We start from the raw sequence: 25,565 nt of genomic DNA on the forward strand, positions 1-25,565 counted from the left end.
TCGCGAGCAAGCTTTGCTCCCACGGTTAATCCATGCGCGATGATGAATCAAACAGCCTTGGCCGGGCTACGCAACGCCGCGATATCCCGCTTGGGTGGCGCGCCAAACAGGCGGGCGTATTCACGGCTGAACTGCGAGGGGCTTTCATAACCCACTTTGAAGGCCGCGCTCGCCACGTCCATATAGTCGTTGAGCATCAAGCGTTTCGCTTCGTTCAACCGCAGCCACTTCTGGTACTGCAGCGGGCTCATCGCGGTCAGTTGACGGAAGTGGTGATGAAACGTGGGCGCGCTCATCTGTACCAGCGCCGCGAGGTCGTCCACGCGGATCTGCTCGGTGTAGTTCAACTTCAACCAATCGATGGCCTTGGCGATCCGGTGACCCTGGCTGTCCACCGAGGCGATCTGCCGCAGTCGGGCAGCCTGGTCGCTCATCAACAGCCGGTAGTGAATCTCGCACTGGATCAGCGGCGCCAGTACCGGGATCGCTTCAGGTTCATCGAGCAGCATCAGCAGGCGCACGAACGGCTCCAGCAGTTCGGGCGTTACCGTACCGATCCCCGCGCCGATCCCGACGGGGCGATCACGACACGGCGCGATCTCACCCTGGGCGACCAGATCGGCCACCAGGCGCAGGTCGAGCCGCATGACCAGGCCCAGGCAGGGCTGTTCCGGGGCTGCCGCGATCACTTCGGAATTGGCCGGCAAATCCAGTGACGTCATGAAGAAACGCGTGGTGTCGTACCCATAGGCCTGGCCACCGATCCATACCTGTTTCACGCCTTGGGCCACGAGCACGATGCTCGGCCCGATCATGCAGGTGGCGGGCGGTGCAAGGGCTTCGCGTCGGAAGAAGGCGAGGCCGGCGATCGAGGTTTCGAAGTCGCCGGTTCCAGTGGTGCGGGCACCAATGAGGTCGGCGAGCGTCTCTTGTGGGGATCTGCGTTGAGTGGCCATATTGGGTTCAGGTGTCATCTCAGGTTAATAGCTCTGGGCAGAACATTAACCCGCCAAGCGAAGCGCTGCCTATATGCGGTCTGTGAAGTCACAGGATCAGGCAAGAACTCCAGCGAAATGCACTACCGGATATCGGGGGGGATCCCCGAAGATGCACATCAACGGTGACGTCAAGTATCGCTTCGTGATCGATAACGCGACCTTGGCTAGCTGATCTTCGAGGCCCGGTTGAGCAACGTTGACCGGGTTCTCGCACAACAATCTGAAGCAACCGCTGATGCTCCTGTTCTGCGGCGCCGACCCTCGGTGCCGCAGTGCGCCTCTTTGAGCCCTGAGTGTCCCGACGTTCAAGTCCATCCAGAAACACAGGATTCCCTCCGATGACCGATACCTCTTTGCCGAAATCAAAAGGCCAACCCGCATGGAGCGCGGTATTCGCCATGTCACTCGCCGCGTTCGCCCTCGTTGCATCGGAGTTCATGCCGGTCAGCCTGTTGACGCCGGTCGCGAGCGATCTGCAGGTCAGCGAAGGGCAAGCCGGCCAGGGCATTGCTGTCTCCGGCGCGTTCGCCCTGATCACCAGCCTGTTCATCGCATCAATTGCCGCCCGGGTCGACCGCAAATGGTTGTTGTCAGGTCTGACGCTGCTGATGATCGTTTCCGCAACGGTGGCCGCACTGGCGCCCAACTACGCCACCTTCATGGTCGGTCGCGCGTTGATCGGGGTGGCGATTGGTGGTTTCTGGTCACTGTCGGCGGCCACGGCGATGCGGCTGGTGCAGGACGACCAGGTCCCGCGGGCATTGGCCATCGTCAACGGCGGCAATGCCTTGGCGACCGTGATCGCGGCGCCGTTGGGCAGCCTATTGGGGTCGATCATCGGTTGGCGTGGCGCGTTCTTTTGCATCGTGCCTGTCGCAGCCGTTGCGTTGGTCTGGCTGCTGTTGCGCATGCCCTCCATGCATTCGCAGCCGAAGGAGGGCAGCAATAACGTCTTCCGGTTGATGACCCGTGCTCCGGTCGCGCTGGGCATGTTGGCCGTCAGCACGTTCTTCATGGGCCAGTTCATGCTGTTCACTTACCTGCGACCGTTCCTTGAGACGGCGACGCAGGTGAGCGTGTCGATGCTTTCCTTCATGTTGCTGGTGATTGGCGTGGCGGGTTTGCTGGGGACCTTCCTGATCGGGGCATTCTTGAAGAACGGGCTGTATCGGACGCTCATCGTCATTCCCCTGTTGATGGCCGCCATCGCCATGGCTCTTGTGTGGTTCGGTGGGTCAGTGATGATCACGACGTTCCTGCTCGGTCTCTGGGGCCTGGTGGCCACCGCTGCCCCCGTAGGCTGGTGGACCTGGCTGGCGCGCACGCTGCCGGATAATGCCGAAGCCGGGGGCGGATTGATGGTGGCGATCGTCCAACTTGCCATTGCGGCGGGTGCAACGGTGGGCGGCATACTGTTTGACCTGAGCGGGTATCAAGCGACCTTCGAAACCAGCGCGGCCGTGTTGGGCATGGCCGCCGTGCTGACTCTTCTGGCTGCACGTTCTGCCGTTCGGGGGGCGTCACTGACTCCGAGCGCGACGACATGTAGTACGGCGGGTTAAAAACAGCTGGCACCCGTGACAATGGCAACTTTCCCCGTGAGTCGATTCCTAACCTGTTCCCCGCGCGCGCAAAGCCAAAGGCTGTTGAATGGACGACCGTTGAGCGCGCCATGGTCGGTGGCACATTGATGGCATGGTATGCTCTGCACTTGTTTAACCATCAAGTTGGCGAGTTGTGACTACCGAGCGAATTTCCCAGTTAGAGCAAGCCCTTATGGCCGTGATTGCTGCTGCGGGAAAGGTGGGCATCAGCAGCGACGAGCTGTGCGCACAAGCGGTGGGCGGGCTGATGTCTGATCCTTACTGGTGCTGGGTAGATGCCCGATGTGCACAAGGCGCGGCGGACGAAATCGACAACGCCTTGAACAGTCTGGTGGGAAGGCAGACGGTGCCACTTACGCCGCCACCGCTTGAAATCGCGTCCGATGGAGTCATTGAGTCAGCGGCGCAGATCAGCGGCTGATCAGTTTGACTCAATACAAATGGGCGACCTCAAGAGGTCGCCCATTTGCGTTAAAGCCCCAGGCCTTCTTCCACCAGTGAAATCAGAGCGTCTTCGTTCAGCACCATGGGCTCGGGTTGCTGTTGCCCGGTCGAGCGGAGCGCCTGGGTGTGCCACAGCGATTCACCATGCTCGCCCACGGTTCGCACAATGCAGCGTTCCTGCCCCGTCATATGGATTTCAATACAGCCTTCTCCCTTGGAAGAGAAGCGGGCGATCGGGTCGAGTTCGATGCGCCGGTGATTGCCTTCAATCACCAACTGATCGATGGCGTAGCTGTAAGTCGAGCCGCTGAAGTGACTTTCGAATACGTGGGTGGGGTTGTGCCGGATGTCCAGGCCGGCCTCGCAGACCGGCGCCAGCCAGGTCTCGATCTGACGGTATAACTCGTAGACCTGGGCGGGCCAATGTTCGATGGCCAGGTCGGCACAATGATCGGTATCGGCCGGGGTCCGTTGGGCTTGCCTCAGCTTGGCCGCCAGCTCGTCTGCTTTGCTCATGTCGATTTTCCCTGTCGTGATGATTGGGTTGAGCGTAGCTGAAGGACAATGGGGATCGTCTTGCGCTGGGTCATGAGCTGGCGCTTTGTTGAGTCTTGCTGGCATTGGCTGGCGTTTGCCTTGGACGATTTCATCCATCAGCTCATCGAAGAACTTGCTCACGGTTATCTCCAGTACTCGACGATGAGCAATGCTATGGACTCCACTCCCCGATTCACCCTATGGTTTGTACCCCAATCTGGGAGTCGGACAGGACACAGGACGGAGCAACAGTCATGCGCATGACAGCACTGAGTAATGACGATCTTGAACCGTTACGCCACGCGCTCACCTTGGCTGGCTTGCCCGTGGATGACCTGGATTACCCAGGCCGGCAGTTTTTCAGCTTCAGCCAAGCGGGTTTTGACGTGGCGTTCGGTGGGATCGAGGGGGAGGGAGCCGACCGATTGCTGCGCTCGCTCGTTGTCTTCGAGGGGCAACGTGGGCGAGGCACCGGTGCGGCGGTGCTGGGCGCTCTTGAGGTGTTTGCGAAAAGCGAGGGGGTAGAGCGGCTCCATCTGCTGACCGATAGCGCCGCCGCGTTCTTTATCGCCCAGGGCTACCAGGAACAAGACCGTTCGCTGGCGCCCGCTTCGATCAGCGCAACGGCGCAATTCAAGACGTTGTGCCCGGCCTCGGCGACGTATCTGAGCAAGAGCCTCGCTTAGCGCAGCAGGTACACCGCCAGCCCGGCCAGCCCGCAGGCCAGCAACACCTGGATCACCCCGCGTTTGTAGCGAAACAGCGCAATGGCCGCCGAGACTGCGATGATTGCCGACGGCCAGTCCAGGGCACCTGAAAAACCGTTGGGCCAAAGCACGTGGTAACCGAAGAAACAGGCCAGGTTGAGGATCACCCCGACCACGGCCGCGGTAATCGCTGTCAGCGGGGCGGTGAACTTCAGCACGTTGTGGGTCGACTCCACCAACGGGCCGCCGGCCAGGATAAACAGGAACGAAGGCAGGAACGTAAACCAGGTCACCAGCGTGGCCGCGACGGCGCCGGCGAGAAACGCCTGTTCGGGACCGAATACCTGCATCACGTAGCCACCGACGAAGCCAACGAACGCCACCACCATGATCAGCGGCCCGGGGGTGGTTTCGCCCAAGGCCAGGCCGTCGATCATTTGTGTCGGCGTCAGCCAGCCGAAGTGTCCGACGGCGCCTTGGTACACATAAGGCAGAACCGCATAGGCTCCGCCGAAAGTCAGCAAGGCGGCCTTGGTGAAGAACCAGGCCATTTGCGTCAGGGTGCCTTCCCAGCCGAATGCCACGCTCAGCAGCCCCATCGGCAATGCCCATAGCAGGGCACCGATAATTGCCAGCCGAGCGAGTCTGAAGGCACTGAACCGGGCATGCTCCGGGGGCGGGGTGTCATCGTCGATCAGGGCCGGGCCGAAGGATTGGTGCTGGGTGCCGTGACTGCCCTGGCTGAATTTTTCCGGTGCCCAGCGACCGCCCAGGTAGCCGATGACAGCCGCACCCAGCACGATCAGTGGGAAGGGGACGTTGAAGGCAAATATCGCGGTGAACGACGCGGCGGCGATCGCCCACAGCCAATTGTTCTTGAGCGCGCGGGAGCCTATTCGGTGGGCGGCGTGTACCACGATTGCCGTCACGGCGGGCTTGATGCCGTAGAAAATCCCCGCCACCACCGGCACTTCGCCAAAGGCGACATACAGCCAGGACAGCGTAATGAGGATGAACAGCGAAGGCAGCACGAACAGCGCCCCGGCAATGACCCCGCCCCAACTGCGGTGCATCAGCCAGCCCAGGTATGTCGCCAACTGTTGGGCTTCCGGCCCCGGCAACAACATGCAGTAATTGAGCGCATGCAGAAAGCGTCGCTCGGAAATCCAGCGTCGGCGTTCCACCAGTTCCTGATGCATGATCGAGATCTGCCCGGCCGGTCCGCCGAAACTGATAAAACCCAGCTTGAGCCAGAACCAGAAGGCTTCACGCAGGCTGACGGCCGAGGGTCTGGCGAGGGCCTGTTCGTCGACGATTCGGGTGGGGGTGTTCATGGTCAGTGGGTACTTAACAGTCCGGGGCACTCTACGTTAGGGGGCATCACGCAATTTAGATAGCCCCTGCAAGGTTTGCTTGGAAAAAGCAGCGGCGGGTGAACTGATGAATTCCCTCGCCGCAACAATATTCGACTCAGGAGTATCGGAGTGGCGTACCTCAGGTTGGCCTGTCCTTTTCAGCAGGTTTGAGTTCGGTTTTTGGATCCATCCAGCCACCTATCGGCTGCGTGACACGGGCAAATTGCCGCCCCACAAGCGGTAGGCTAAGCTCACGAATATTGGGGGCTTTGAGCCATTTGCTCATGCTTTGCCCTCCTCAGGAATTCGCTTGCCTATCCCCATTTTCGATCCATTCCATGCCCCCGGCGGAGCTCTGAAACGCCTGCCGTTGCTTAAGGCAGCGGTAGCGTTCATTGCGACGGTGTGCCTGTGCCTTTGCGGTTTGCTTTATCTGCAACTGGAGCAGTCGCGCCGCTACGACCTGGAGTCGGCCCGTGTCGCCTCGGCCAACCTTACCCGGGCCATGGCCCAGCAAGCCCAGGACACGTTCCTGCAGACCGACCTGGTCCTGGCCAGCCTGGCGGACTGGATGCAGATCGATGGTTTCGGTCCGGCGCTGCAACCGCGTTTGCAGACAACTTTTTCCCGGCGAGTGCAATCACTGGAGCAATTGCATGGCCTGTTTCTGTTCGACAAGCACGGGCAATGGGTTGTCACCTCCTTTAAAAGTTTGCACAGAGGGCCTGGAATTGCGGATCGAGAGTACTTTACGTTCCACCAACAGAACGCGTCTCTAATCGCCCATATCGGTCCAGCGATCCGCAGTCGGCAAAATGGCGAGTGGATCATCCCGGTTTCCCGGCGCTTGAATGATCAGGACGGCAACTTCCAGGGCGTGCTGTTGGCCGGGATCAAAATGTCCTACTTCGACAAGTTCTTCAAAAGCTTCAGCCTCGACGACAAAGGCGAGATGGTCCTGGCCCTGTCCAACGGGACCTTGCTGGCCCGTCGGCCCTTCGATGAGGCGAAGATTGGCCGCTCTCTGGCCCAGGAACCGATCTTCCAGCATGAGTCGCAGAGCATGACATCCGGCAATGTGACGATTCGTTCCGCCGTCGATGGCGTCCTCAGGCTTTACGACCATCAACATTTACAGGCCTATCCGCTGGTGGTCACCGCCGCGATGTCCGAAGAGGCGATCCTGGCGGGTTGGCACGACAGGGCGTTCAAATCCATCTTGATTGTGGCCCTGGTGGTTTTGGGCATTTGCCTGTTCGGCTGGGTATTCCTGCGTCAGGTGCGCAATAGCGAGCGGATCGAAGCGGACCTGCGCAAGGCCCAGGAAGCCCTGGAGCTGATTGCCACCCATGACAGCTTGACCGGGCTGGCGAACCGGCGCCTGTTCGAACGGGCCCTGGACATCGAGTTCGGCCGAGGCGCCCGCCAGCGCAGCCCCTTGAGCCTGGTGATGGTCGACATCGACTTCTTCAAGCGTTACAACGACACCTATGGGCACGTGGCGGGGGATCATTGCCTGGCGGAAGTGGCGAAGGTGCTCAAGAGCTGCTGTCACCGCAAGGCTGACCTTGCCGTGCGTTATGGCGGTGAAGAGTTCGCGGTGCTGCTGCCCGATACCAACCTGCATGGGGCCATGGCGTTGGCCGAACAGATCCGGCAGAGGGTCATCGACACGCACATCACCCATTCCGGTTCCCCGATCGGTTACCTGACGGTGAGCCTGGGTTGTTACGCGTTTGTGCCCAGCAGCCTGGACAGCATTGAAGTCTTTATCCAGCGGGCCGATGCCGCGCTTTATCAGGCCAAGCACGGCGGCCGCAACCGTGTCGCGGCCTTGTCGACCGAAGGCGGCCCCGACCCGCTGGAACGCTCGGATCGTTGAGGTTGAGTGCAAACATCGACTCATCGGCCACGGGCGCTTGCTCAGGTTGAAAACCGGTTCCTGAGGATCCCGTGCAACCACCGCGACCGATTGCAGGTCACAGCCAGTGTCCTGGCATTTCGAGTGGGCCCCCATGAAAAACCTGCGGATCGCGACCTTCAATATCAATGGCATCCGCGCCCGGCTGCCTAACCTGCTGGAGTGGCTGGAGCGGGAAAAACCCGACATTGTCTGTTTGCAGGAGCTCAAGGCAGCGGACAAGGACTTTCCGGCGGCGGAGCTGGAGTCGGTGGGGTATGGCGCGATCTGGCACGGGCAGACGTCGTGGAACGGCGTCGCTATCCTGGCCCGTGATGCAGAGCCGCTGGAGAGCCGCCGTGGCCTGCCCGGCGGGGAAGAGGACAGTCACAGTCGCTACCTGGAGGCGGCGGTGCATGGGGTGCTGGTAGGGTGCCTGTATTTGCCCAATGGCAACCCGCAGCCTGGCCCCAAGTTCGACTACAAACTGGCGTGGTTCGAACGGCTTATCGGCTATGCCCAAGGACTCCAGGCCAGCGATCACCCGGTGGTGCTGGCGGGTGACTACAACGTGGTGCCCACCGACATGGACATCTACAACCCGCGTTCCTGGCTCAAGGATGCGCTGTTGCAGCCCGAAAGCCGTGAGTGCTATCAGCGCCTGCTGGACCAGGGCTGGACGGATTCGTTACGCCATCTGTACCCGCAAGAGCGGATCTACACCTTCTGGGATTATTTCCGTCAGCACTGGCAGAAAAACTCCGGGCTGCGCATCGATCACCTGTTGCTCAACCCGGTGGCAAGCCCCTACTTGAGTGAGGCGGGCGTGGACGCCTGGGTCAGGAACCAGGCGCACCCCAGCGACCATGCTCCGACCTGGATCCGGCTGGCTTCGCGAAAGCGGCGTTGAGGGGCGCAGGGCCCATGCCGCTTATTGTCTCTGAAAGGGGAATGCCTTATACCTGGCGCCCAGCAGCAGGGTGCTTTCTGCCAGCCCTGCATGGACCAGGAAAAGGACACCCTAATGAGCCAACCCCGACTGAGTGACACCGGCCGCTATCTGCGCCGACTGGGCTTCGATACGCCGCCAGCCCCGACCCTTGACACGTTGCGTCAGCTTCAATGGCGTCACACGGCCGAATTTCCCTTTGAAACCCTCTCGACGCTGCTGCGCCAACCCGTGGCCATCGACCTTGAGTCGGTCGAGCGAAAAGTCTTCGAGCAAGGGCGCGGCGGCTATTGCTATGAGCTCAATCAACTGTTCCTGGCGCTGTTACAGGAACTGGGCTTCGAGGCCCGAGGCATCACCGGACGGGTGGTGATCAATGCCCCCGAGGGCGCGTGGCCTGCGCGAACTCATCGCCTGAGCCTCGTGACGTTCGACGGTGTGCGCTACATCACCGATGTGGGCTTTGGTGGCATGGTGCCGACCGCGCCGCTGCTGTTGGACAGCCGAGACATCCAGGTCACCCCCCACGAACCGTTCCGAATCGAAGACAACGAGGACGGCTACCTGCTGCGAGCCAACGTCGCCGGCGAGTGGCGGCCCATGTACCTGTTCGATCTGCAACGCCAGCAAGACATCGACTACACCCTCGGCAATTGGTACGTCTGCAGCCACCCTGAGTCACCGTTCATGGGCCGGCTGATGGTGTCCCGCACCGGTGACGGCTTGCGCAAGACGCTGAATGGCAACAGTTACGCCGTGCACAAGATGGGGCAAGAGAGCGAACGACGCTCGATCACCGACGCGGACGAATTGATCGACCTGTTGGAAAATGAGTTTGACCTGCGCGTACCGCCGCGGGAACTCTTGCGGCCTGCGGTTGAGGGCCTGTTGCAGCTATGAAATAGGGCTTTGCGGCTGCGCGGCGGTGCTCTGTTCGTCGCGCGATGCGCAACAAGTTGTATACAACTCTATGGACATTTGTCTTTAGTTTTGAATACAGTGTGCGCATAACAAAAAACAGGGAACCCCCGAACCATGAAAACGCCCCATGTTTCACTCCCACGGCCCGAGGACGAAAACCTTGGCGTCGGCGCGAATATGGCTTACGGCCTGCAACATGTGTTGACGATGTACGGTGGCATCGTCGCCGTGCCGTTGATCATCGGCCAGGCGGCCGGGCTCTCACCGGCGGACATCGGTCTATTGATTGCGGCGTCCTTGTTCGCGGGTGGCCTGGCGACGTTGTTGCAAACCCTTGGCCTGCCGTTCTTTGGCTGCCAACTGCCACTGGTTCAAGGGGTTTCGTTTTCAGGCGTCGCCACCATGGTGGCGATTGTCGGCAGCGGCCCAGAAGGGGGCTTTCGGGCGATCCTGGGTGCGGTGATTGCCGCATCCCTGATCGGTTTGCTGATTACCCCGGTGTTCTCCCGAATCACCCGGTTCTTTCCGCCGCTGGTCACCGGCATCGTGATCACTACCATCGGCTTGACCCTGATGCCGGTGGCGGCGCGCTGGGCCATGGGCGGTAACAGTCACGCCGCCGATTTCGGCAGCATGGCGAACATCGGCCTGGCTGCCGTCACGTTGGTGCTGGTGCTGCTGTTGAGCAAAATGGGCAACGCAACCATCTCTCGGTTGTCGATTCTGCTGGCGATGGTCATCGGCACAATCGTGGCGGTGTTCCTGGGCATGGCGGACTTTTCATCGGTCAGCGAAGGCCCGATGTTCGGCTTCCCCACACCGTTTCACTTCGGAATGCCGACCTTCCATATCGCGGCGATTCTGTCGATGTGCATTGTCATCATGGTGACCCTGGTGGAAACCTCCGCCGACATCCTCGCCGTGGGTGAGATCATCGACACCAAAGTCGACTCCAGGCGTCTGGGCAACGGTTTGCGGGCCGACATGCTGTCGAGCATGATCGCGCCGATCTTCGGCTCCTTCACCCAGAGTGCCTTTGCCCAGAACGTCGGGTTGGTGGCGGTGACCGGGATCAAGAGCCGTTTCGTGGTGGCCACCGGCGGGGTGTTCCTGGTGGTGCTCGGCCTGCTGCCTTTCATGGGCCGTGTGATCGCCGCAGTGCCGACTTCCGTGCTGGGTGGGGCCGGTATCGTGCTGTTCGGCACCGTTGCCGCCAGTGGCATCCGAACCTTGTCGAAAGTCGATTACCGCAACAACGTGAATCTGATCATTGTCGCCACTTCAATCGGCTTCGGCATGATCCCTATCGCCGCACCGAACTTCTACGATCATTTCCCGAGCTGGTTCGCGACGATCTTCCACTCGGGTATCAGTTCTTCGGCAATCATGGCGATCATCCTGAACCTGGCGTTCAACCACTTTACCGCGGGTAACTCCGACCAGCAGTCAGTCTTCGCCGCCGGCACCGAGCGAGTGTTGCGCTATCAGGATCTGGCGGCGTTGCGTGAAGGTGATTACTTCAGTGACGGCAAGCTGCACGACTGCGATGGCAATCAGATTCCCGTGGTGGCGGAGCCTTCGCATGCACCGGAGGAACATGGTCCGGTGCGCCTCAAAAGCAGTGAGCACGTCTGACACTGCCAGCCCAATGAAAAAGCAGCCTGTGATCCTCGATCACAGGCTGCTTTTTTTGTGTCACCTCAGAGGCTGATTACCAGCGACCGTAATGACCGCGAGGTGGGCCATAGTAATAGCCCCTTGGTGGCCCGTAATACACCGGTGCCGGGCGGTAGTAGATCGGTTGCTCGACATACACCGGCTGTGGCTGGTAATAGACCGGTGGCGGTTGCTGCACATAGACCGGCTGCGGCTGGACGTAGACCGGTTGCTGCTGCACATACACCGGACGATCACGGTTGATGATGGCTGAGCCGACGATGGCCGAACCGACGATCGCGCCAAACACTGCGGGCCCCTCCCAACCACCACGACCGTGGGCGGATGCCTGGCCGGTGACCGCGAGTGCCCCCATGAGCAGGGCAATGATGGGAAGTTTACGATTCATGGCTGTTCCTCGTTTCGGCCCCGGCGCCTGTGGTCTGTAACAGACCCGATGAGGGTCGCGGGGATACTTGCTCTGACAGCGATTTTTTCAAAATTTGCCGCGCCGTTGGGTAAATATTGTGTAAGGTCTGTAGCGTTTTCTTTACCGCGTTGCGCCATTCATCCGGTCTGAGGTCGGGCTGGATAGGGCCGTATCATCATCGAGTAAAACCTTTCGGGACGGTGATTCCGTTTGTCAGAAAGTGACTGCAAGAGGACCCAGCATGCAGATCAATCCCAACAAAGACACCCAACTGTGCATGTCGCTATCGGCACGCCCCGGGAATTTCGGCCTGCGTTTTCATAATCACTTGTATGAACAGCTGGGCCTGAACTTCTACTACAAGGCCTTCAGTAGCCAGGACCTGCCCGCAGCGGTGGGGGGGATTCGCGCTCTGGGTATCCGCGGGTGCGGGGTGTCGATGCCGTTCAAGGAAGCCTGCATTGCCCTGGTCGATGAGCTGGATCCTTCCGCTGCGGCGATCCAGTCCATCAACACCATCGTCAACACCAATGGCCATTTAAAGGCCTACAACACCGACTACATTGCCATTGCTCAGTTGCTGCAGACCCACGCCGTGCCCAAGGACTCGACCTTTGCCCTGCGCGGCAGCGGCGGCATGGCCAAGGCTGTGGCCAGTGCCCTGCGCGACGGCGGTTACAAGAAGGGGTTGATTGTTGCCCGCAATGAAACCGCCGGACGCGCCCTGGCCGAGTCCCTGGGTTTTGAGTGGCAAGCTGAGCTGGGTACGCTGCGGCCACAGATGCTGATCAACGTCACGCCGATCGGCATGACCGGTGGCGCGGAAGCCGACCAGTTGGCGTTCGAACCCGATACCATTGCAGCGGCGGATACCGTGTTCGATGTGGTGGCGATCCCCTCGGAAACGCCACTGATCGTGCGGGCCCGGGCAGAGGGCAAGCGGGTCATCACTGGGTTGGAAGTGATTGCGATCCAGGCCCTGGAGCAGTTCGTGCTGTACACCGGCGTGCGGCCAAGCCCGGAGCAGTTCGACAAAGCCGTGGCGTTCGCCCGGGCCTGAGGCGGTTATTCCAGGCGCGCCAGACGCTCCTCCAGCGCCGCGATCCGCGCTTCGAGCTCTTCGATGCGCTCCAGCGGCACGCCGCTGCCGGCACCGCGCTCCACGGGATACTGGCGCGCGGCGAGGATCGTCTCGATATCTGCCGGGTCGCCCATGGCATGCATATAACGATCTTCGCGTTGGCCGGCCTGGCGCGGCACCAGCAGCGCCAGCCCACGGGCAATCAGGCGTTCAAGCTGATGCACCACTTGTTCGGTATCTTCAAAGTCGTGCATGCGACCGCTGCGGGTCAACAGTTCATTGACGGTTTGCGGGCCGCGCAGGAACAGCAACCCCATCAGAATCACCTGGGCCGGCACCAGCTCCAACGCCTTGTCGACCCGATGCTCCCAGCGATCGGCGCGACTGCCCATCACCAGTTTGGTAAAGCCGCGACCTTCCAGCGCTCGCAGGCTTTGGCCGACCTGGCCCGGGTTGAGATTCATCACCGGTTCACGGCTGGTTTTCTGGTTGCAGGCCAATACCAGGGCGTTGAGGGTCAGCGGGTAGGTCTCAGGGTTGGTCGCCTGTTTCTCGACCAGCGCGCCGAGGATGCGAATTTCTGTGCTGTTGAGCCGTGGTTCTTCAGCCTGGCTTTGTTCTTCGATACTCATCGCGCGTTCCCTATGCTGTGGAAGCCGCCTAGCCTAATCCTTGCGCAATAAAAGACAAGCTGCGCAACGGCCGTGGCTATAATCGCTGCACATTTTGATGTGTCCTTTTCCACCTCCTGCATGAGATCGCCATGACTATTTCCCTGTACGCCGCTTCCGTCCCGGTTTTCAAGCAGATGCTCAACGCCCTGAGTGATGTCCTGAACAAGGCCGAAGCCCACGCCAGCGCGAAAAACATCGACCCGAACGCCTTCCTGCAAGCCCGCCTGTACCCGGACATGTTCCCCCTGGTGCGCCAGGTGCAGATCGCCGTGGACTTCGCCAAAGGTGTGTCCGCGCGTCTGGCCGAGATTGAAGTGCCGAAATATGACGACAGCGAAACCACTTTCGCTGAGCTGCAAGCGTTGATCGCCAAGGTCCTGGCCTTCATCGACGGCATCAGCCCCGAGAAGATCGATGGCAAGGAAGGCATTGAAATCGTCACCCGTCCAGGCACGCCGAAGGAAAAACGCTTCACTGGTCAAAGCTACCTGCTGACCTATGGCCTGCCGCAGTTCTTCTTCCACGTCACCACCACCTATGCACTGCTGCGCCACAACGGTGTGGAAGTGGGCAAGCGCGACTACATGGGCGCGTTCTAAACCCGCCGGCATGAAAAAGCCCGGGACGGTGTGGGCCGTTCCGGGCTTTTTTGTGGCTGTAATATTTGCGCAGTTCTGATGTACCGAAGCGCCTGCTTCGCGAGCAAGCCCGCTCCCACAGGAAATATTTGGGCAGACATAAATCCAATGTGGGAGCGGGCTTGCTCGCGAATGCGGAAGATCAGCCAACCGCATAGGCCAAGTTTGCCCCGATCGTTACGCCGTGCGCGCGAGCCTCTCTTCCTCACCCAAGCAAGCCGCCGCCGTAAACAGCACATCCGTAGACGAATTCAACGCCGTCTCCGCCGAGTCCTGCAGCACACCAATGATGAACCCCACCGCCACAACCTGCATGGCAATCTCACTGGGAATACCGAACAGGCTGCACGCCAGGGGAATCAGCAGCAGCGAACCGCCAGCCACGCCAGACGCACCGCAGGCGCAAATGGCTGCAACGACACTCAGCAGCACCGCCGTCGGTATATCCACCGCGATACCCAGGGTATGCACGGCCGCCAGGGTCAGTACGGTAATGGTGATGGCGGCACCGGCCATGTTGATGGTCGCACCCAGTGGGATCGACACCGAATAGGTGTCTTCGTGCAGGCCCAGGCGCTTGCTCAGCTCCAGGTTCACCGGAATATTCGCCGCCGAACTGCGGGTGAAGAACGCGGTGATGCCACTCTCGCGCAGGCAAGTGAATACCAATGGGTAGGGGTTGCGACGCAGCTTCCAGAACACAATGAGTGGGTTGACCACCAGCGCCACGAACAGCATGCAGCCGATCAGTACGGTGAGCAGATGCAGGTAGCCGAGCAGGGCACCGAAGCCGGAAGTGGCCAGGGTCGAGGCCACCAGCCCGAAGATCCCCAGCGGGGCGAAGCGGATCACCAGGCGCACGATCACGGTCACGCCATTGGACAAGTCTTCGAGCACGGTGCGTGTGGTTTGGCCAGCGTGGCGAATGGCGATGCCCATGCCGATAGCCCAGGCCAAAATGCCGATGAAGTTACCGTTCATCAGGGCCCGGACCGGGTTGTCCACCACGCTCAGCAGCAAGCTTTGCAGCACTTCGCTGATGCCGCCCGGAGCGGTGACGGCGACGTCGTGGGTAGTCAGCACCAGGCTGGACGGAAACAGCGTGCTGGCAACCACCGCGACCACGGCTGCGGCGAAAGTGCCCAGCAGATAGAGGAAAAGAATCGGGCGAATATGGGTTTCCTGGCCGTGCTTATGGTTGGCGATCGACGCCATGACCAGCACGAACACCAGGATCGGCGCCACGGCCTTGAGCGCGGAGACGAAGACCTTGCCGATGAATTCGGTGGACTTCGCCAGCTCCGGAGCCAACCACGCCAGGGCGATACCGGCGATCAGGCCGATGACGATTTGTGTGACCAGGCCAGTGCGTTTGAGGCGTTGTAAAAGGGACGGTGACAAAGCAGTCATAACGGCATCTCTGTTTTTTTTGTGTGCAACGGTCGACGAACTCAGGGCAACAAGCGGGCAGGCCACATGAGCGGGACCGAGAGGATGTACAGCATTCGCAGGGCGCGGACTTTATCACAGCTCGCTGAAAAATCTGACGGACCTGTGACGATCCGTCACCCTTATCCGGGTCATTCGGCGCGTTTTGTCTGGCCTGCAGATTCTGTTAGGCTTTGTCCTTCCCTCATTTCTCTATTTGCCAGCGAGCCCTCGGGCTAACGCTGGTATCGTCGTTTTGCTGGAGTTGTGCATGTTGTTACCCATTTTCCTGTTGTCGGCCGCCGGTTTTACCGTGCTGACTACGGAATTCATCATCGTTGGCCTGCTGCCATCCATCGCCCGCGACCTGCAAGTCACCATTCCCCAGGCCGGTCTGCTGGTCACGTTGTTCGCGTTTACGGTGGCGGCGTTCGGGCCGTTCCTGACTGCCTGGTTCGCTCGCTTCGAACGGCGCAAACTGTTTATCAGCGTGCTGGTGATGTTCGGCCTGGCCAACGTGCTGGCAACGTTCGCCCCCAATATCTGGGTGATGGCCGTTGCCCGGTTGATTCCGGCCCTGGGCTTGCCGGTGTTCTGGGCGTTGGCCAGTGAAACCGCGGTGGACATTGTCGGCCCCGAGTACGCGGGGCGGGCCATTGCCCGGATCGGCTTCGGCATCGTCTGCGCCACGGTGTTCGGCATTCCGGTGGGCACCCTTATTTCCGACGCATTCGGCTGGCGCAGCGCTTTTGCGATCCTGGCGGTCATTGCCTTCGCCAAGGCGCTGCTGCTGTTTATCTACCTGCCCAGAACCAACCTGCACCAGCATCAAGTGAGCTTGCGTTCGCAATTCAAGATCCTGCGCAGCCCGTTGATGCAAGGGCATGTGCTGCTGTCGATCCTGGTGTTCAGTGGCATGTTCACTGCCTACACCTATCTGGCGGACATTCTCGAACGCCTGGCCGGGTTCAACGGCACGTTGGTGGGCTGGTGCCTGATGGGCTTCGGCGCCGTGGGGTTGCTCGGCAACTCCTTGGGCGGCCGAGCGGTGGACCGGCATCCGTTGATCGCGTCGATGGTGTTCTGCCTGTTCCTGATCGGCGGCATGGTGGCGGTGGTACCGGCTATCCATTCGACCTTCGGGTTGGCGGCGGCGATGGGCATCTGGGGCGTAACCCAGGCGGCGTTGTTCCTGGTCAGCCACGTGCGGCTGATGAAGGCTGCGCCCGAAGCCCCGGCCTTTGCCGCGTCGCTGAACATCGCCGGTGCCAACCTGGGGATTGGCCTTGGCGCGATGGTCGGCGGCCGGGTCATCGATACCCTGGGCCTGGGCAGCGTCGGTTTTGCCGCCGCCGGGTTCATCCTTGTATCGATCCTGCTGGCGATGTTGCTGATGACCTTCAAGCCTCGCGCCACCTGCACGAATAGCTAAGCGCTGAACAGTTCGCGCCGCGCCCCTTCGGCGATCGCTACGATGCCTGGGTGGCTGACCTTGCGCTCCACGGAAATGGCGTAGAAGGATTCACTCACTGCGTCGGTCTGGCCGATCACTTCTACGCCGTACTGGCGCTTCACCTCTTCGGCAATCACGCTTGGGCCGATGAAAATCCCACTGCCTGACTGGCCGAAGGCCTGCATCAATGCGCTGTCGTCGAACTCACCGACGATGCGCGGTTGGATCTGTTGCTCGGCGAACCAGCGTTGCAGGCGGCTGCGCACCACGGTTTCCGGGCCTGGAATCAGCAGCGGGGCGTCATGCAGGCTGTGGGGGAAATCCTGCCCGTAGCGTTCGGCCAGCGCGGCGGTGGCGAAAAAACTGATCCCACATTCCCCCAATTTCTGGCTGTAGCCCTTGATGTCCAGGTGAGTCGGCATCGGGCTGTCGGAAATCACCAAGTCCAGGCGCTGGATCGCCAGGTCCGCCAGCAGCCGTTCGAGCTTGTCCTCGCGGCAGGTGATGCGCAGCGGTTCACTCAGTTCCATGGTCGGCGCCAGTAGCCGATAGACGATGGACTTGGGTACCACATCCGCTACCCCGACCCGGAACAGCGTCTGCTGCTCGTTGGGCTGGGCGCGCAGCATCAGCTCGAGTTCGCCGCCCAGTTGGAACATGTGTTCGGCGTAGGGCAGTGTTTGCCGGCCAGCCTCGGTCAACTCCAGCTGCCGCCCGACGCGGCGAAACAACTTGATGTTATAGGTCTGCTCGAACAGGGAAATCTGTCCGCTGATGGTTTGCGGGGTGAGGTTCAGTTGCTCGCAGGCCCGAACGATGCTGCCCGTTTTCGCCACCACCCAGAAGTAATGCAATTTTCGGTAATTGAGCATGGGTGCACGCCGATTCGTAAAAACCGAAGTATAACCGCTGAAAATACGAATTTTCCTGAAGTATCGTCGTCTCTAGAATGCCTTGCCATTGGCGAGCCACCTTTCGTGCTCCGTCTAATCTCTTAGAGGCATTTACTCCATGACATACAAATCCCTGGGGCTTGCAGCTTTGTTGGTGATCTCTTCAATGACGCTGGCGGGTTGTGAACAGGCCGAAAAAAGCGCCCAGCAATTGATGGGGCAGGCAGCAGAAACCGCCAAGCAAGCAATCGACGACACCCATAAGGCCGCCGAACAGGCCATCAGTGAAGCCACCGGTGGGTTGATCAGCCCCAAGAAAAAACCGGCGGACGACGCTGACGAGTCAGCATCCTCCAACCAAACCATCTAAACCCGTCACATCAGTCAGGACTGACCCATGGATTATCTTTTACAGCTCGCCGCCAGCCCCACTGCGTGGATCGCCCTGGCAACTCTGGTCGTCATGGAAATCGTGCTTGGCATCGATAACCTGATCTTCATTTCGATCCTGACCAACAAGCTGCCCGAACAGCACCGTGCCAAGGCGCGGCGGATCGGTATCGGCATGGCGCTGATCCTGCGCCTGGGCTTGTTGAGCACCATTGCGTTCATTGTGCAGCTGACCGAACCTGTCATCGAGATCCTTGGCCAGGCGTTCTCCTGGAAGGACATGATCCTGATCGCCGGCGGCCTGTTCCTACTGTGGAAGGCCACCACTGAGATCCACCACAGCATGGATCCGGCGCCGAACGATCCCAAGTCGGCCACGTCCGGCGTGACCTTGGGCTTTGCCGCCGCGATCGGTCAGATCCTGATGCTGGACCTGGTGTTCTCCATCGACAGCATCATCACCGCCGTGGGCATGACCGAGCACTTGCCGATCATGATCATCGCCGTCGTGGTGTCGGTACTGGTGATGCTGCTGGCAGCCGAGCCGTTGGCCAAGTTCATCAATGACAACCCGACGGTGGTCATGCTGGCCCTGGGCTTCCTGATCATGATCGGCATGACGCTGATCGCCGAAGGCTTCGGCGCTCATGTGCCTAAAGGCTATATCTACGCCGCCATGGCGTTCTCGGCGGCGATTGAGACGTTGAACATGCTGTCCCGTCGCGCCAGGCAGAAGACGTTGGCTGAAAGCGCCTGATTCCAGGCAGACAATAAAGCCGCCCGGGTCTACATCCCGGGCGGCTTTATTTTGGGGATTTTGAACAGTCGGTGCTCAGTGTGCGGTTGCGTGGCGCCGGGAGGCTTTCGTGGTTTTTTCCGATAGAGCGGGCGGCGCGTGATGATGGCGGCGGGTAATTCGCAACACACCCCATAACATGGCGGTCGCTACGCTCAGCCAGCCGAATATCAGCATCAGAATTGTCGTCGTCAGGCTCATCTGTGCCTCCTTCTGCCCCGGTTCAGGGCGCGCAATCAGTACAGTAGACAGTCTAGTCGAGCCAGTGTTGCAGGCAGTCGATCGGTAGCGCCCGGCACGGGCCGATTCGTTCTATCGCGACGGTGCGACCGTTGTTTAAGGCTATACCCAGGCTTGTGCGCACCTTATGATCGACGGCCCAAGCATGGCCCGAATATCGGGTACCTGAACTAGAGAGTCATAATGTTGCCGGTAATTTCCTCTTTTCGATCACTGGTACTGGCGACGGTTTGCCTGGCGACCCTGGCGGGTTGCGCGGGCAGCGTGTCGCCTCAGATCCAACGCCTGCCCGAGCGGGTTGAGCTCAACAGCGTGCCGTTCTTTCGGGGCGAAATGTACCAGGGAGCCCCCCAATCGCTGGCGGCCCTGCTGACGTTGCAAGGCACAGTCATTACGCCGGGGCTGCTGGAGAAACCTCTGCACCTGCCGGGCGGAGAAGCTGCTTTGCAGCAGAATATGCAAACCCTGGCGCGAGAGTATGGGCTGGTGGTGTATCCCCTCGACAACGCGCTGCCCGCATTGCTGGAGCAGGTTGCGGCGGGTTACCCCGTATTGCTGCGTTATACCGAGGGGACGGCGTTCTGGTCCGCGCCGCGCTACGGGATTCTAGCGGGCTATAACCGGCAGAAGCAGACCGTCTTGTTGCGATCAGGCATGAATCGGCGACAGTTGATGAGCTTCAGTTCGTTCGAATCGGCCTTCAAAGATGCCGGTGGCTGGGCGGTTCTGGTCCAGCGTCCTACGCAGCTTCCGGCCAATGTTGACTCGCAGCGCTGGCTGAAAGCGGCGAATGAGCTGGCCGGGGCAGGGCAGGAGCACGAGGCGGCGCGGGCCACCAAAGCCCTGGGCACCGCCCACTGATCGCCGGTCCCGTTCGTCACTCGCCGGGCACGACTTGGCTGGCCCGGGGCTCTTATCGTCAGGGGTCGGAATTTTTCCGACCATGATTCGAGGAGGCAGGTATGGCACAGCCAAAAGCACCTACGGGGCCACATTCTTCCGAGCATTCTTCCGGTGACAATGATCTGGGCTTCGATCCGGACTCTCCGGATCTCGGCGACCCACAAGTCGATCCGGTAGGGCCAGCCAAGGCGCCTCTGGACGAGAAAGACGAGCAAGAGAAGTCCAAGCCCTATGATCCGCTGGGTGATCTAAAGCCGTGAACAAAAAAGCCCCGACAAATCGGGGCTTTTTTTGGGAGGGTGGATTACTGGGACGCTTCCACCACGCCACTCTGACGGCTCTTGAGGTTCTTCGCCGCCTTGTATTGGAGGGCCACCGATGGCACGTTGGCGCTTTTGCCGGTTTCTACCCAACTGCGAATTCGGCTGGCATCAGCGAAGTGGGTGTATTTGCCGAAGGCATCAAGGATCACCAGCGCCATTGGACGATTACCCATTTTCGTCACCAGCACCAGGCAGTGGCCGGCCTGGTTGGTGAAACCGGTCTTGGTCAGTTGAATGTCCCAATTGGCTTTGTGGACTAGGTGGTCGGTGTTGCGAAAGCCCAGGCTATACACCGGTTTGCGGAAAGTGACGGTTTTTTCCTTGGTGGTGCTCAGTTCGCTCAGCAGCGGATACTTGCGGGCCGCGATCAGCAGTTTGGTCAGGTCCCTGGCGGTAGAAACGTTCCGGACTGACAGGCCTGTGGGTTCGACGTAATGAGTGCTGGTCATGCCCAGCGATTTGGCCTTGGCGTTCATGGCTGCGATGAATGCCGCGTATCCGCCTGGATAATGATGCGCGAGGCTGGCGGCTGCGCGGTTTTCCGAAGACATCAGGGCGATGAGCAGTACGTCCCGGCGCGACAATTCACTGTTGAGCTTGACCCGGGAGAACACACCTTTCATCTCTGGCGTGTTCGCGATGGTGATGGAGATGTACTCATCCAGGTTCTGTTTGGCATCCAGTACGATCAAGCCGGTCATCAATTTGGTCACCGAAGCGATCGGTACTACCACGTCCGGATTGCTGGAATAGACGACTTTATCTGTCTGCAAGTCCAGCAGGATCGCGCTGCCTGAGGCAACCTGCAGTTTTGAAGTGTCTCGTGGGGCCGCGATGGTTTCCTGCGCGTCGACATTTTGCGTGATGAAGGTGCCTGTGAAAGCGATGAACAGGCTAAGGATCGAAAGACGGATTTTCACGCGAGTAGGCTCGATGGAGTTGAAAAGGTGCCGTTGGCAACGGTTTTCTAAAAAAACGTTGCATTTTATGAGTATGGGCGACAACAGCGCTATATGCCTGTGCCGCCGGGGCTTGTGAATAAATAAAGTTTAATGAAGGGGGATTTTGGCGAATCGGATCTGAAAAATTTGTAGTTTGGGGGATTCAATAACAACCGCCGACGGCTGCCTGTCGATTCAAGAACAGGCGACCAAAACATCTGTGGGAGCGAGCCTGCTCGCGATAGCGGTATGTCAGCCACCATTGATGCTGGCTGCTCCGAGGCTATCGCGGGCAAGCTCGCTCCCACAGGGAGGGCGGCTGGATTGAAGCGGTGTATCAGCTATGCAGCGTTTCTGCTGCGTACAGCGTGTTTTCCAGCAGGCAGGCGCGGGTCATCGGGCCTACGCCGCCTGGTACCGGGGTGATCCAGGCGGCGCGGGGCAGGGCGGTCTCATAGACTACGTCACCTACCAGCTTGCCATCGCCCTGACGGTTGATGCCCACGTCGATGACGATGGCGCCTTCCTTGATCCACTCGCCCTTCACCAGGCCGGGTTTGCCGGCAGCTACCACCACCAGATCGGCGCGGCCGACGTGGCCGGCCAGGTCCTTGGTGAAACGGTGGGTCACGGTGACGGTACAGCCGGCCAGCAGTAACTCCATGGCCATTGGGCGGCCGACGATGTTGGACGCGCCCACGACCACTGCATCAAGGCCATAAAGGTCCACGCCGGTGCTTTCCAGCAGCGTCATGATGCCTTTTGGGGTGCATGGGCGCAGCAACGGGATGCGCTGGGCCAGCCGGCCGACGTTATAAGGATGGAAGCCATCGACGTCTTTGTCCGGGCGGATACGCTCCAGCAGCTTGGAGGCATCCAGGTGCTGGGGCAGCGGCAGTTGGAGCAGAACGCCGTCGATGTTCGGGTCGTCGTTCAGGCGATCGATCAGATCGGCCAATGCTTGCTGAGTGGTTTCGGAAGGCAGGTCGTAAGCCTGGGAAAGGAAGCCGACCTCTTCACAGTCTTTACGCTTGTGCGAGACATAAACCTGAGAGGCAGGATCGCTGCCGACCAGAATCACCGCAAGGCCGGGCGTGCGCAGGCCTTGCTGGCGGCGCTCGGTGACTCGTTGGGCGATCTGCTGGCGCAGGCTTGCGGCGATCGATTTGCCGTCGATAAGTTGTGCAGTCATTGCGCGTGGTTAACCATCGAGAGGGGAAAAAAAGAGAACGCATTCTCGCACGCCGAGGCGTGAGGGCAAAGGCGCTTGGTCTGCAAATTCCCCTAAGCCCTTTAATTAAATGAATTTTTTTTAAAAAAGAGTTGACGACCTATCAGGCCGTCTATAACATTCGTCGCACTTGTCGGGCACAGCCTAGCACTGGTTAAGAAGGTTGAGCGGAGTTGGTTGTTTCAACTCGGCAAAACTGAAAGCACTTAGTTTGTAATCGTCCAAGAATACAGATTAAAAAGGCGCCCGTAGCTCAGCTGGATAGAGCATCCGCCTTCTAAGCGGATGGTCGCAGGTTCGAGTCCTGCCGGGTGCGCCAATTAGGCAGCTTTGGCACAAGTAAGGCAACAAGGCAATATGGTGGGCGTAGCTCAGTTGGTAGAGCACGGGATTGTGACTCCCGTTGTCGTGGGTTCGATCCCCATCGTCCACCCCATATTCTAGAAAGGCGCCAGATTTAAAAGTCTGGCGCCTTTGCTTTAAAAGCTTGATACGCGGATGTGGTGGAATTGGTAGACACACTGGATTTAGGTTCCAGCGCCGCAAGGTGTGAGAGTTCGAGTCTCTCCGTCCGCACCATACAAGTCGCTATTTAAATAGCAGAAAACGGCGCAGTACCTGAAAAGGGCTGCGCCGTTTTTGTTTTCAATGGTTTTGTGTTGTTCGCCAGCTCCGGTTTTGGAGTTGTGCGCAGCGATCGGTTCGTCGCGATTGTGTTTCGTGATGATACGCGGGGCGCCCGTCGGTCTCCTTGCGGGGCCGGGAGCCGCGAGTTCGGATACCGTGCTTCTATATATAGGAGCGTTGGTGCAGAGCCTTGGGCTGATCGACTGTATTTGCAATCCGGGCGGGGCATGATCGTTTGCCCCGTCCTTAAATTCGGCGCCTGTTTCCTGCGCGTTTTCAGTAGGGTGACTTCTTGAGTTTGACCTACTAGAATGCATGCCCTTGATTCTGGGGTCGGAAACGCCCGGCCAACGTCTGTGCAACGAGGAATATCCATGCAAGTTTCTGTTGAAAATACTTCTGCTCTTGAGCGCCGCATGAGCATCACCGTGCCGGCTGAGCGCATCGAGACTCAGGTCAACAAGCGTCTGCAGCAGACTGCCCAAAAGGCCAAAATCCCAGGTTTCCGCCCAGGCAAAGTGCCAATGAGCGTGATCCGTCAGCGTTACGAAGCTGACGCGCGTCAGGAAGCCGTGGGCGACGTGATCCAGTCTTCGTTCTACGAAGCGGTTGTCGAGCAGAAGCTGAACCCGGCTGGCGCTCCCTCCGTCGAGCCTAAAGTGCTGGAAAAAGGCAAGGACCTGGAATTCATCGCCACGTTCGAAGTGTTCCCTGAGTTCACTGTTGCCGGTTTCGAGTCCATCGCTGTCGAGCGCCTGAGCGCTGACGTTTCGGACGCTGACCTGGACAAGATGCTGGACATCCTGCGTAAGCAGAACACCCGTTTCGAAGTGGCCGAGCGCGCTGCCCAGAACGAAGATCAGCTGAACATCGATTTTGTCGGCAAGGTCGACGGTGAAGTGTTCGCCGGCGGTTCCGCCAAGGCTACCCAGCTGGTACTGGGTTCCGGCCGCATGATCCCTGGCTTCGAAGACGGCCTGGTCGGCGCAAAAGCCGGCGAAGAGCGTGTGCTGAACCTGACCTTCCCTGAGGACTACCAGAACCTGGACCTGGCTGGCAAAACCGCCGAGTTCACCGTGACGGTCAACAGCGTTTCCGAGCCGAAGCTGCCTGAGCTGAACGAAGAGTTCTTCGCCCAGTTCGGCATCAAGGAAACCGGTCTGGAAGGCTTCCGCACCGAAGTTCGCAAGAACATGGAGCGTGAGCTGCGCCAGGCCATCAAGTCCAAGGTCAAGAACCAGGTGATGGACGGTCTGCTGGCCTCCAACCCGATCGAAGTGCCAAAGGCTCTGCTGGACAACGAAGTGAACCGTCTGCGTGTGCAGGCTGTTCAGCAGTTCGGCGGCAACATCAAGCCGGACCAATTGCCTGCCGAGCTGTTCGAAGAGCAAGCCAAGCGCCGCGTCGTGCTGGGCCTGATCGTTGCCGAAGTGGTCAAGCAGTTCGAACTCAAGCCTGACGAAGCCCGCGTTCGCGAGCTGATCCAGGAAATGGCCTCGGCCTACCAGGAACCTGAGCAAGTCGTGTCCTGGTACTACAAGAACGATCAGCAGCTGAACGAAGTCCGTTCGGTTGTGCTGGAAGAACAAGTTGTGGATACTGTTCTGCAGAAAGCTAGCGTGACCGATAAAGCGGTCTCTTACGAAGAAGCGGTCAAGCCGGTGGAAGCTCCACAAGCCGATTGATCGTTCTGCGGTAAGAAATACACACCCATAAGCCAGCCTTCGTGCTGGCTTATGCGTATTCAAGACATAACTATTTGGGAGTGACTGCGAGACATGTCCCGCAATTCTTTTTATCAGCAGAGCTCTGACATCCAAGCCGCAGGCGGCCTGGTCCCGATGGTTATCGAGCAGTCCGCCCGTGGCGAGCGTGCCTATGACATCTACTCGCGTCTGCTCAAGGAACGCGTCATCTTCCTGATCGGCCCCGTTGAAGACTACATGGCCAACCTGGTCGCGGCGCAACTGCTGTTCCTTGAAGCGGAAAACCCGGACAAGGATATCCATCTGTACATCAACTCACCCGGCGGTTCGGTGACTGCGGGGATGTCGATCTACGACACCATGCAATTCATCAAGCCAGACGTTTCCACCATCTGCATCGGCCAGGCCTGCAGCATGGGCGCATTCCTGCTTGCCGGTGGCGCAGCGGGCAAGCGTCACTGCCTGCCTAACTCGCGCATGATGATTCACCAGCCACTGGGCGGCTTCCAGGGCCAGGCTTCGGATATCGATATCCATGCCAAGGAAATCCTCCACATTCGCTCGCGTCTCAATTCGCTGCTGGCCCATCACACCGGTCAAAGCCTCGAAACCATTGAGCGTGATACCGAGCGTGACAACTTCATGAGCGCCGAGCGTGCAGCCGAATACGGTCTGATCGACTCTGTGATCAACAAGCGTCAAATGCCTGCCTAAGCCGCTCAAAATGCAGGTGGTTGGGA

Annotated in this window: 27 protein-coding genes and 3 tRNA genes; 19 read left to right on the forward strand and 11 right to left on the reverse strand. The window is 59.7% G+C overall.

Features of this window, described 5'->3' with window-relative positions:
• Positions 1-47: 47 nt before the first annotated feature.
• Complete coding sequence (locus ACWNZ1_RS02765; RefSeq protein WP_456027330.1) at positions 48-956, reverse strand: AraC family transcriptional regulator; 909 nt, start codon at positions 954-956, stop codon at positions 48-50.
• A 380-nt stretch (positions 957-1,336) separates the two neighbouring features.
• Here ACWNZ1_RS02765 and ACWNZ1_RS02770 point away from each other — a divergent pair, with 380 nt between their 5' ends.
• Entirely contained in the window at positions 1,337-2,560 is a 1,224-nt protein-coding gene (locus ACWNZ1_RS02770; protein ID WP_456027331.1) for an MFS transporter, read from the forward strand.
• Positions 2,561-2,774: 214 nt separating this feature from the next.
• A complete protein-coding gene (locus tag ACWNZ1_RS02775; protein WP_256452483.1) occupies positions 2,775-3,023 on the forward strand; it encodes a hypothetical protein in 249 nt (82 codons plus the stop codon).
• 50 nt (positions 3,024-3,073) lie between these two features.
• Here ACWNZ1_RS02775 and ACWNZ1_RS02780 read toward each other — a convergent pair whose 3' ends face one another.
• Entirely contained in the window at positions 3,074-3,562 is a 489-nt protein-coding gene (locus ACWNZ1_RS02780; RefSeq protein ID WP_256452484.1) for a hypothetical protein, read from the reverse strand.
• Between the two features lie 275 nt (positions 3,563-3,837).
• Here ACWNZ1_RS02780 and arsN2 point away from each other — a divergent pair, with 275 nt between their 5' ends.
• Entirely contained in the window at positions 3,838-4,269 is a 432-nt protein-coding gene (gene arsN2 / locus ACWNZ1_RS02785) for an arsenic resistance N-acetyltransferase ArsN2 (RefSeq protein WP_256452485.1), read from the forward strand.
• Here the strand turns inward: arsN2 and chrA are convergent.
• Entirely contained in the window at positions 4,266-5,624 is a 1,359-nt protein-coding gene (gene chrA, locus ACWNZ1_RS02790) for a chromate efflux transporter (RefSeq protein ID WP_256452486.1), read from the reverse strand. The two genes, arsN2 and chrA, sit on opposite strands and share 4 nt — an antisense overlap.
• Positions 5,625-5,784: 160 nt before the next feature.
• Entirely contained in the window at positions 5,785-5,931 is a 147-nt protein-coding gene (locus ACWNZ1_RS02795) for a hypothetical protein (RefSeq protein ID WP_256452487.1), read from the reverse strand.
• A gap of 24 nt (positions 5,932-5,955) precedes the next feature.
• On the opposite strand from ACWNZ1_RS02795, the gene ACWNZ1_RS02800 reads away from it, so the two are divergent.
• The 4 genes from ACWNZ1_RS02800 (at position 5,956) to ACWNZ1_RS02815 (ending at position 11,050) form a co-directional block, all read left to right on the forward strand.
• Complete coding sequence (locus ACWNZ1_RS02800; protein ID WP_256452488.1) at positions 5,956-7,527, forward strand: sensor domain-containing diguanylate cyclase; 1,572 nt, start codon at positions 5,956-5,958, stop codon at positions 7,525-7,527.
• A 133-nt stretch (positions 7,528-7,660) separates the two neighbouring features.
• Positions 7,661-8,455 (forward strand): exodeoxyribonuclease III, encoded by a 795-nt coding sequence (gene xth, locus ACWNZ1_RS02805; RefSeq protein WP_256452489.1) that lies wholly within the window; start codon positions 7,661-7,663, stop codon positions 8,453-8,455.
• 114 nt (positions 8,456-8,569) lie between these two features.
• Positions 8,570-9,394: an arylamine N-acetyltransferase family protein gene (locus ACWNZ1_RS02810; protein WP_456027332.1), complete on the forward strand. Its 825-nt coding sequence runs from the start codon at positions 8,570-8,572 to the stop codon at positions 9,392-9,394.
• A 135-nt stretch (positions 9,395-9,529) separates the two neighbouring features.
• Entirely contained in the window at positions 9,530-11,050 is a 1,521-nt protein-coding gene (locus ACWNZ1_RS02815; RefSeq protein ID WP_280944805.1) for a nucleobase:cation symporter-2 family protein, read from the forward strand.
• 76 nt (positions 11,051-11,126) lie between these two features.
• Here ACWNZ1_RS02815 and ACWNZ1_RS02820 read toward each other — a convergent pair whose 3' ends face one another.
• On the reverse strand, positions 11,127-11,480 hold the full coding sequence (locus ACWNZ1_RS02820; RefSeq protein ID WP_135844568.1) for a hypothetical protein: 354 nt from the start codon (positions 11,478-11,480) through the stop codon (positions 11,127-11,129).
• 262 nt (positions 11,481-11,742) lie between these two features.
• On the opposite strand from ACWNZ1_RS02820, the gene ACWNZ1_RS02825 reads away from it, so the two are divergent.
• The gene (locus ACWNZ1_RS02825; protein WP_135844569.1) at positions 11,743-12,561 is read left to right on the forward strand and encodes a shikimate 5-dehydrogenase; all 819 of its coding nucleotides are present in this window, start codon (positions 11,743-11,745) and stop codon (positions 12,559-12,561) included.
• Positions 12,562-12,566: 5 nt separating this feature from the next.
• Here ACWNZ1_RS02825 and ACWNZ1_RS02830 read toward each other — a convergent pair whose 3' ends face one another.
• A complete protein-coding gene (locus tag ACWNZ1_RS02830; protein WP_135844570.1) occupies positions 12,567-13,214 on the reverse strand; it encodes a YceH family protein in 648 nt (215 codons plus the stop codon).
• Between the two features lie 131 nt (positions 13,215-13,345).
• On the opposite strand from ACWNZ1_RS02830, the gene ACWNZ1_RS02835 reads away from it, so the two are divergent.
• The gene (locus ACWNZ1_RS02835; RefSeq protein ID WP_256452492.1) at positions 13,346-13,855 is read left to right on the forward strand and encodes a DUF1993 domain-containing protein; all 510 of its coding nucleotides are present in this window, start codon (positions 13,346-13,348) and stop codon (positions 13,853-13,855) included.
• A 216-nt stretch (positions 13,856-14,071) separates the two neighbouring features.
• Here the strand turns inward: ACWNZ1_RS02835 and sstT are convergent, their stop codons facing one another.
• Positions 14,072-15,304: a serine/threonine transporter SstT gene (gene sstT, locus ACWNZ1_RS02840; protein WP_135844572.1), complete on the reverse strand. Its 1,233-nt coding sequence runs from the start codon at positions 15,302-15,304 to the stop codon at positions 14,072-14,074.
• Between the two features lie 289 nt (positions 15,305-15,593).
• On the opposite strand from sstT, the gene ACWNZ1_RS02845 reads away from it, so the two are divergent.
• A complete protein-coding gene (locus ACWNZ1_RS02845; RefSeq protein WP_135844573.1) occupies positions 15,594-16,754 on the forward strand; it encodes an MFS transporter in 1,161 nt (386 codons plus the stop codon).
• Here ACWNZ1_RS02845 and nhaR read toward each other — a convergent pair.
• Positions 16,751-17,647, reverse strand: coding sequence for a transcriptional activator NhaR (nhaR, locus tag ACWNZ1_RS02850; protein WP_456027333.1), 897 nt, complete (start codon positions 17,645-17,647; stop codon positions 16,751-16,753). The two genes, ACWNZ1_RS02845 and nhaR, sit on opposite strands and share 4 nt — an antisense overlap.
• A 139-nt stretch (positions 17,648-17,786) precedes the next feature.
• Here nhaR and ACWNZ1_RS02855 point away from each other — a divergent pair, with 139 nt between their 5' ends.
• Together ACWNZ1_RS02855 and ACWNZ1_RS02860 are read left to right on the forward strand one after the other, a co-directional pair.
• A complete protein-coding gene (locus tag ACWNZ1_RS02855) occupies positions 17,787-18,038 on the forward strand; it encodes a hypothetical protein (protein ID WP_256452493.1) in 252 nt (83 codons plus the stop codon).
• Positions 18,039-18,065: 27 nt separating this feature from the next.
• Complete coding sequence (locus ACWNZ1_RS02860) at positions 18,066-18,815, forward strand: TerC family protein (RefSeq protein ID WP_135844576.1); 750 nt, start codon at positions 18,066-18,068, stop codon at positions 18,813-18,815.
• 75 nt (positions 18,816-18,890) lie between these two features.
• On the opposite strand, the gene ACWNZ1_RS02865 is transcribed toward ACWNZ1_RS02860, so the two are convergent.
• Entirely contained in the window at positions 18,891-19,055 is a 165-nt protein-coding gene (locus tag ACWNZ1_RS02865; protein ID WP_256452494.1) for a hypothetical protein, read from the reverse strand.
• 222 nt (positions 19,056-19,277) lie between these two features.
• On the opposite strand from ACWNZ1_RS02865, the gene ACWNZ1_RS02870 reads away from it, so the two are divergent.
• Positions 19,278-19,955: a peptidase C39 family protein gene (locus ACWNZ1_RS02870; RefSeq protein WP_135844577.1), complete on the forward strand. Its 678-nt coding sequence runs from the start codon at positions 19,278-19,280 to the stop codon at positions 19,953-19,955.
• A gap of 101 nt (positions 19,956-20,056) precedes the next feature.
• Positions 20,057-20,257, forward strand: a complete 201-nt coding sequence (locus tag ACWNZ1_RS02875; protein WP_135844578.1) for a DUF6021 family protein — start codon at positions 20,057-20,059, stop codon at positions 20,255-20,257.
• A 44-nt stretch (positions 20,258-20,301) separates the two neighbouring features.
• Here ACWNZ1_RS02875 and pbpG read toward each other — a convergent pair whose 3' ends face one another.
• On the reverse strand, positions 20,302-21,240 hold the full coding sequence (pbpG, locus tag ACWNZ1_RS02880) for a D-alanyl-D-alanine endopeptidase (RefSeq protein ID WP_135844579.1): 939 nt from the start codon (positions 21,238-21,240) through the stop codon (positions 20,302-20,304).
• A 358-nt stretch (positions 21,241-21,598) separates the two neighbouring features.
• Positions 21,599-22,453 carry a bifunctional methylenetetrahydrofolate dehydrogenase/methenyltetrahydrofolate cyclohydrolase FolD gene (gene folD / locus ACWNZ1_RS02885; RefSeq protein ID WP_456027334.1) on the reverse strand — a complete coding sequence of 285 codons (855 nt, stop codon included), beginning with the start codon at positions 22,451-22,453 and terminating at the stop codon, positions 21,599-21,601.
• 281 nt (positions 22,454-22,734) lie between these two features.
• Between folD and ACWNZ1_RS02890 the strand changes: the two genes are divergently transcribed.
• From ACWNZ1_RS02890 to clpP, 5 genes are all read left to right on the forward strand, one after another.
• Positions 22,735-22,811, forward strand: a tRNA-Arg gene (locus ACWNZ1_RS02890).
• 41 nt (positions 22,812-22,852) lie between these two features.
• A tRNA-His gene (locus tag ACWNZ1_RS02895) sits at positions 22,853-22,928 on the forward strand.
• A gap of 58 nt (positions 22,929-22,986) precedes the next feature.
• Positions 22,987-23,071, forward strand: a tRNA-Leu gene (locus ACWNZ1_RS02900).
• 422 nt (positions 23,072-23,493) lie between these two features.
• Positions 23,494-24,804, forward strand: coding sequence for a trigger factor (gene tig / locus ACWNZ1_RS02905; protein WP_135844582.1), 1,311 nt, complete (start codon positions 23,494-23,496; stop codon positions 24,802-24,804).
• 93 nt (positions 24,805-24,897) lie between these two features.
• Complete coding sequence (gene clpP / locus ACWNZ1_RS02910) at positions 24,898-25,539, forward strand: ATP-dependent Clp endopeptidase proteolytic subunit ClpP (RefSeq protein ID WP_003183177.1); 642 nt, start codon at positions 24,898-24,900, stop codon at positions 25,537-25,539.
• Positions 25,540-25,565 lie beyond the last annotated feature (26 nt).

Source organism: Pseudomonas sp. CFBP 5748, from assembly GCF_053850495.1.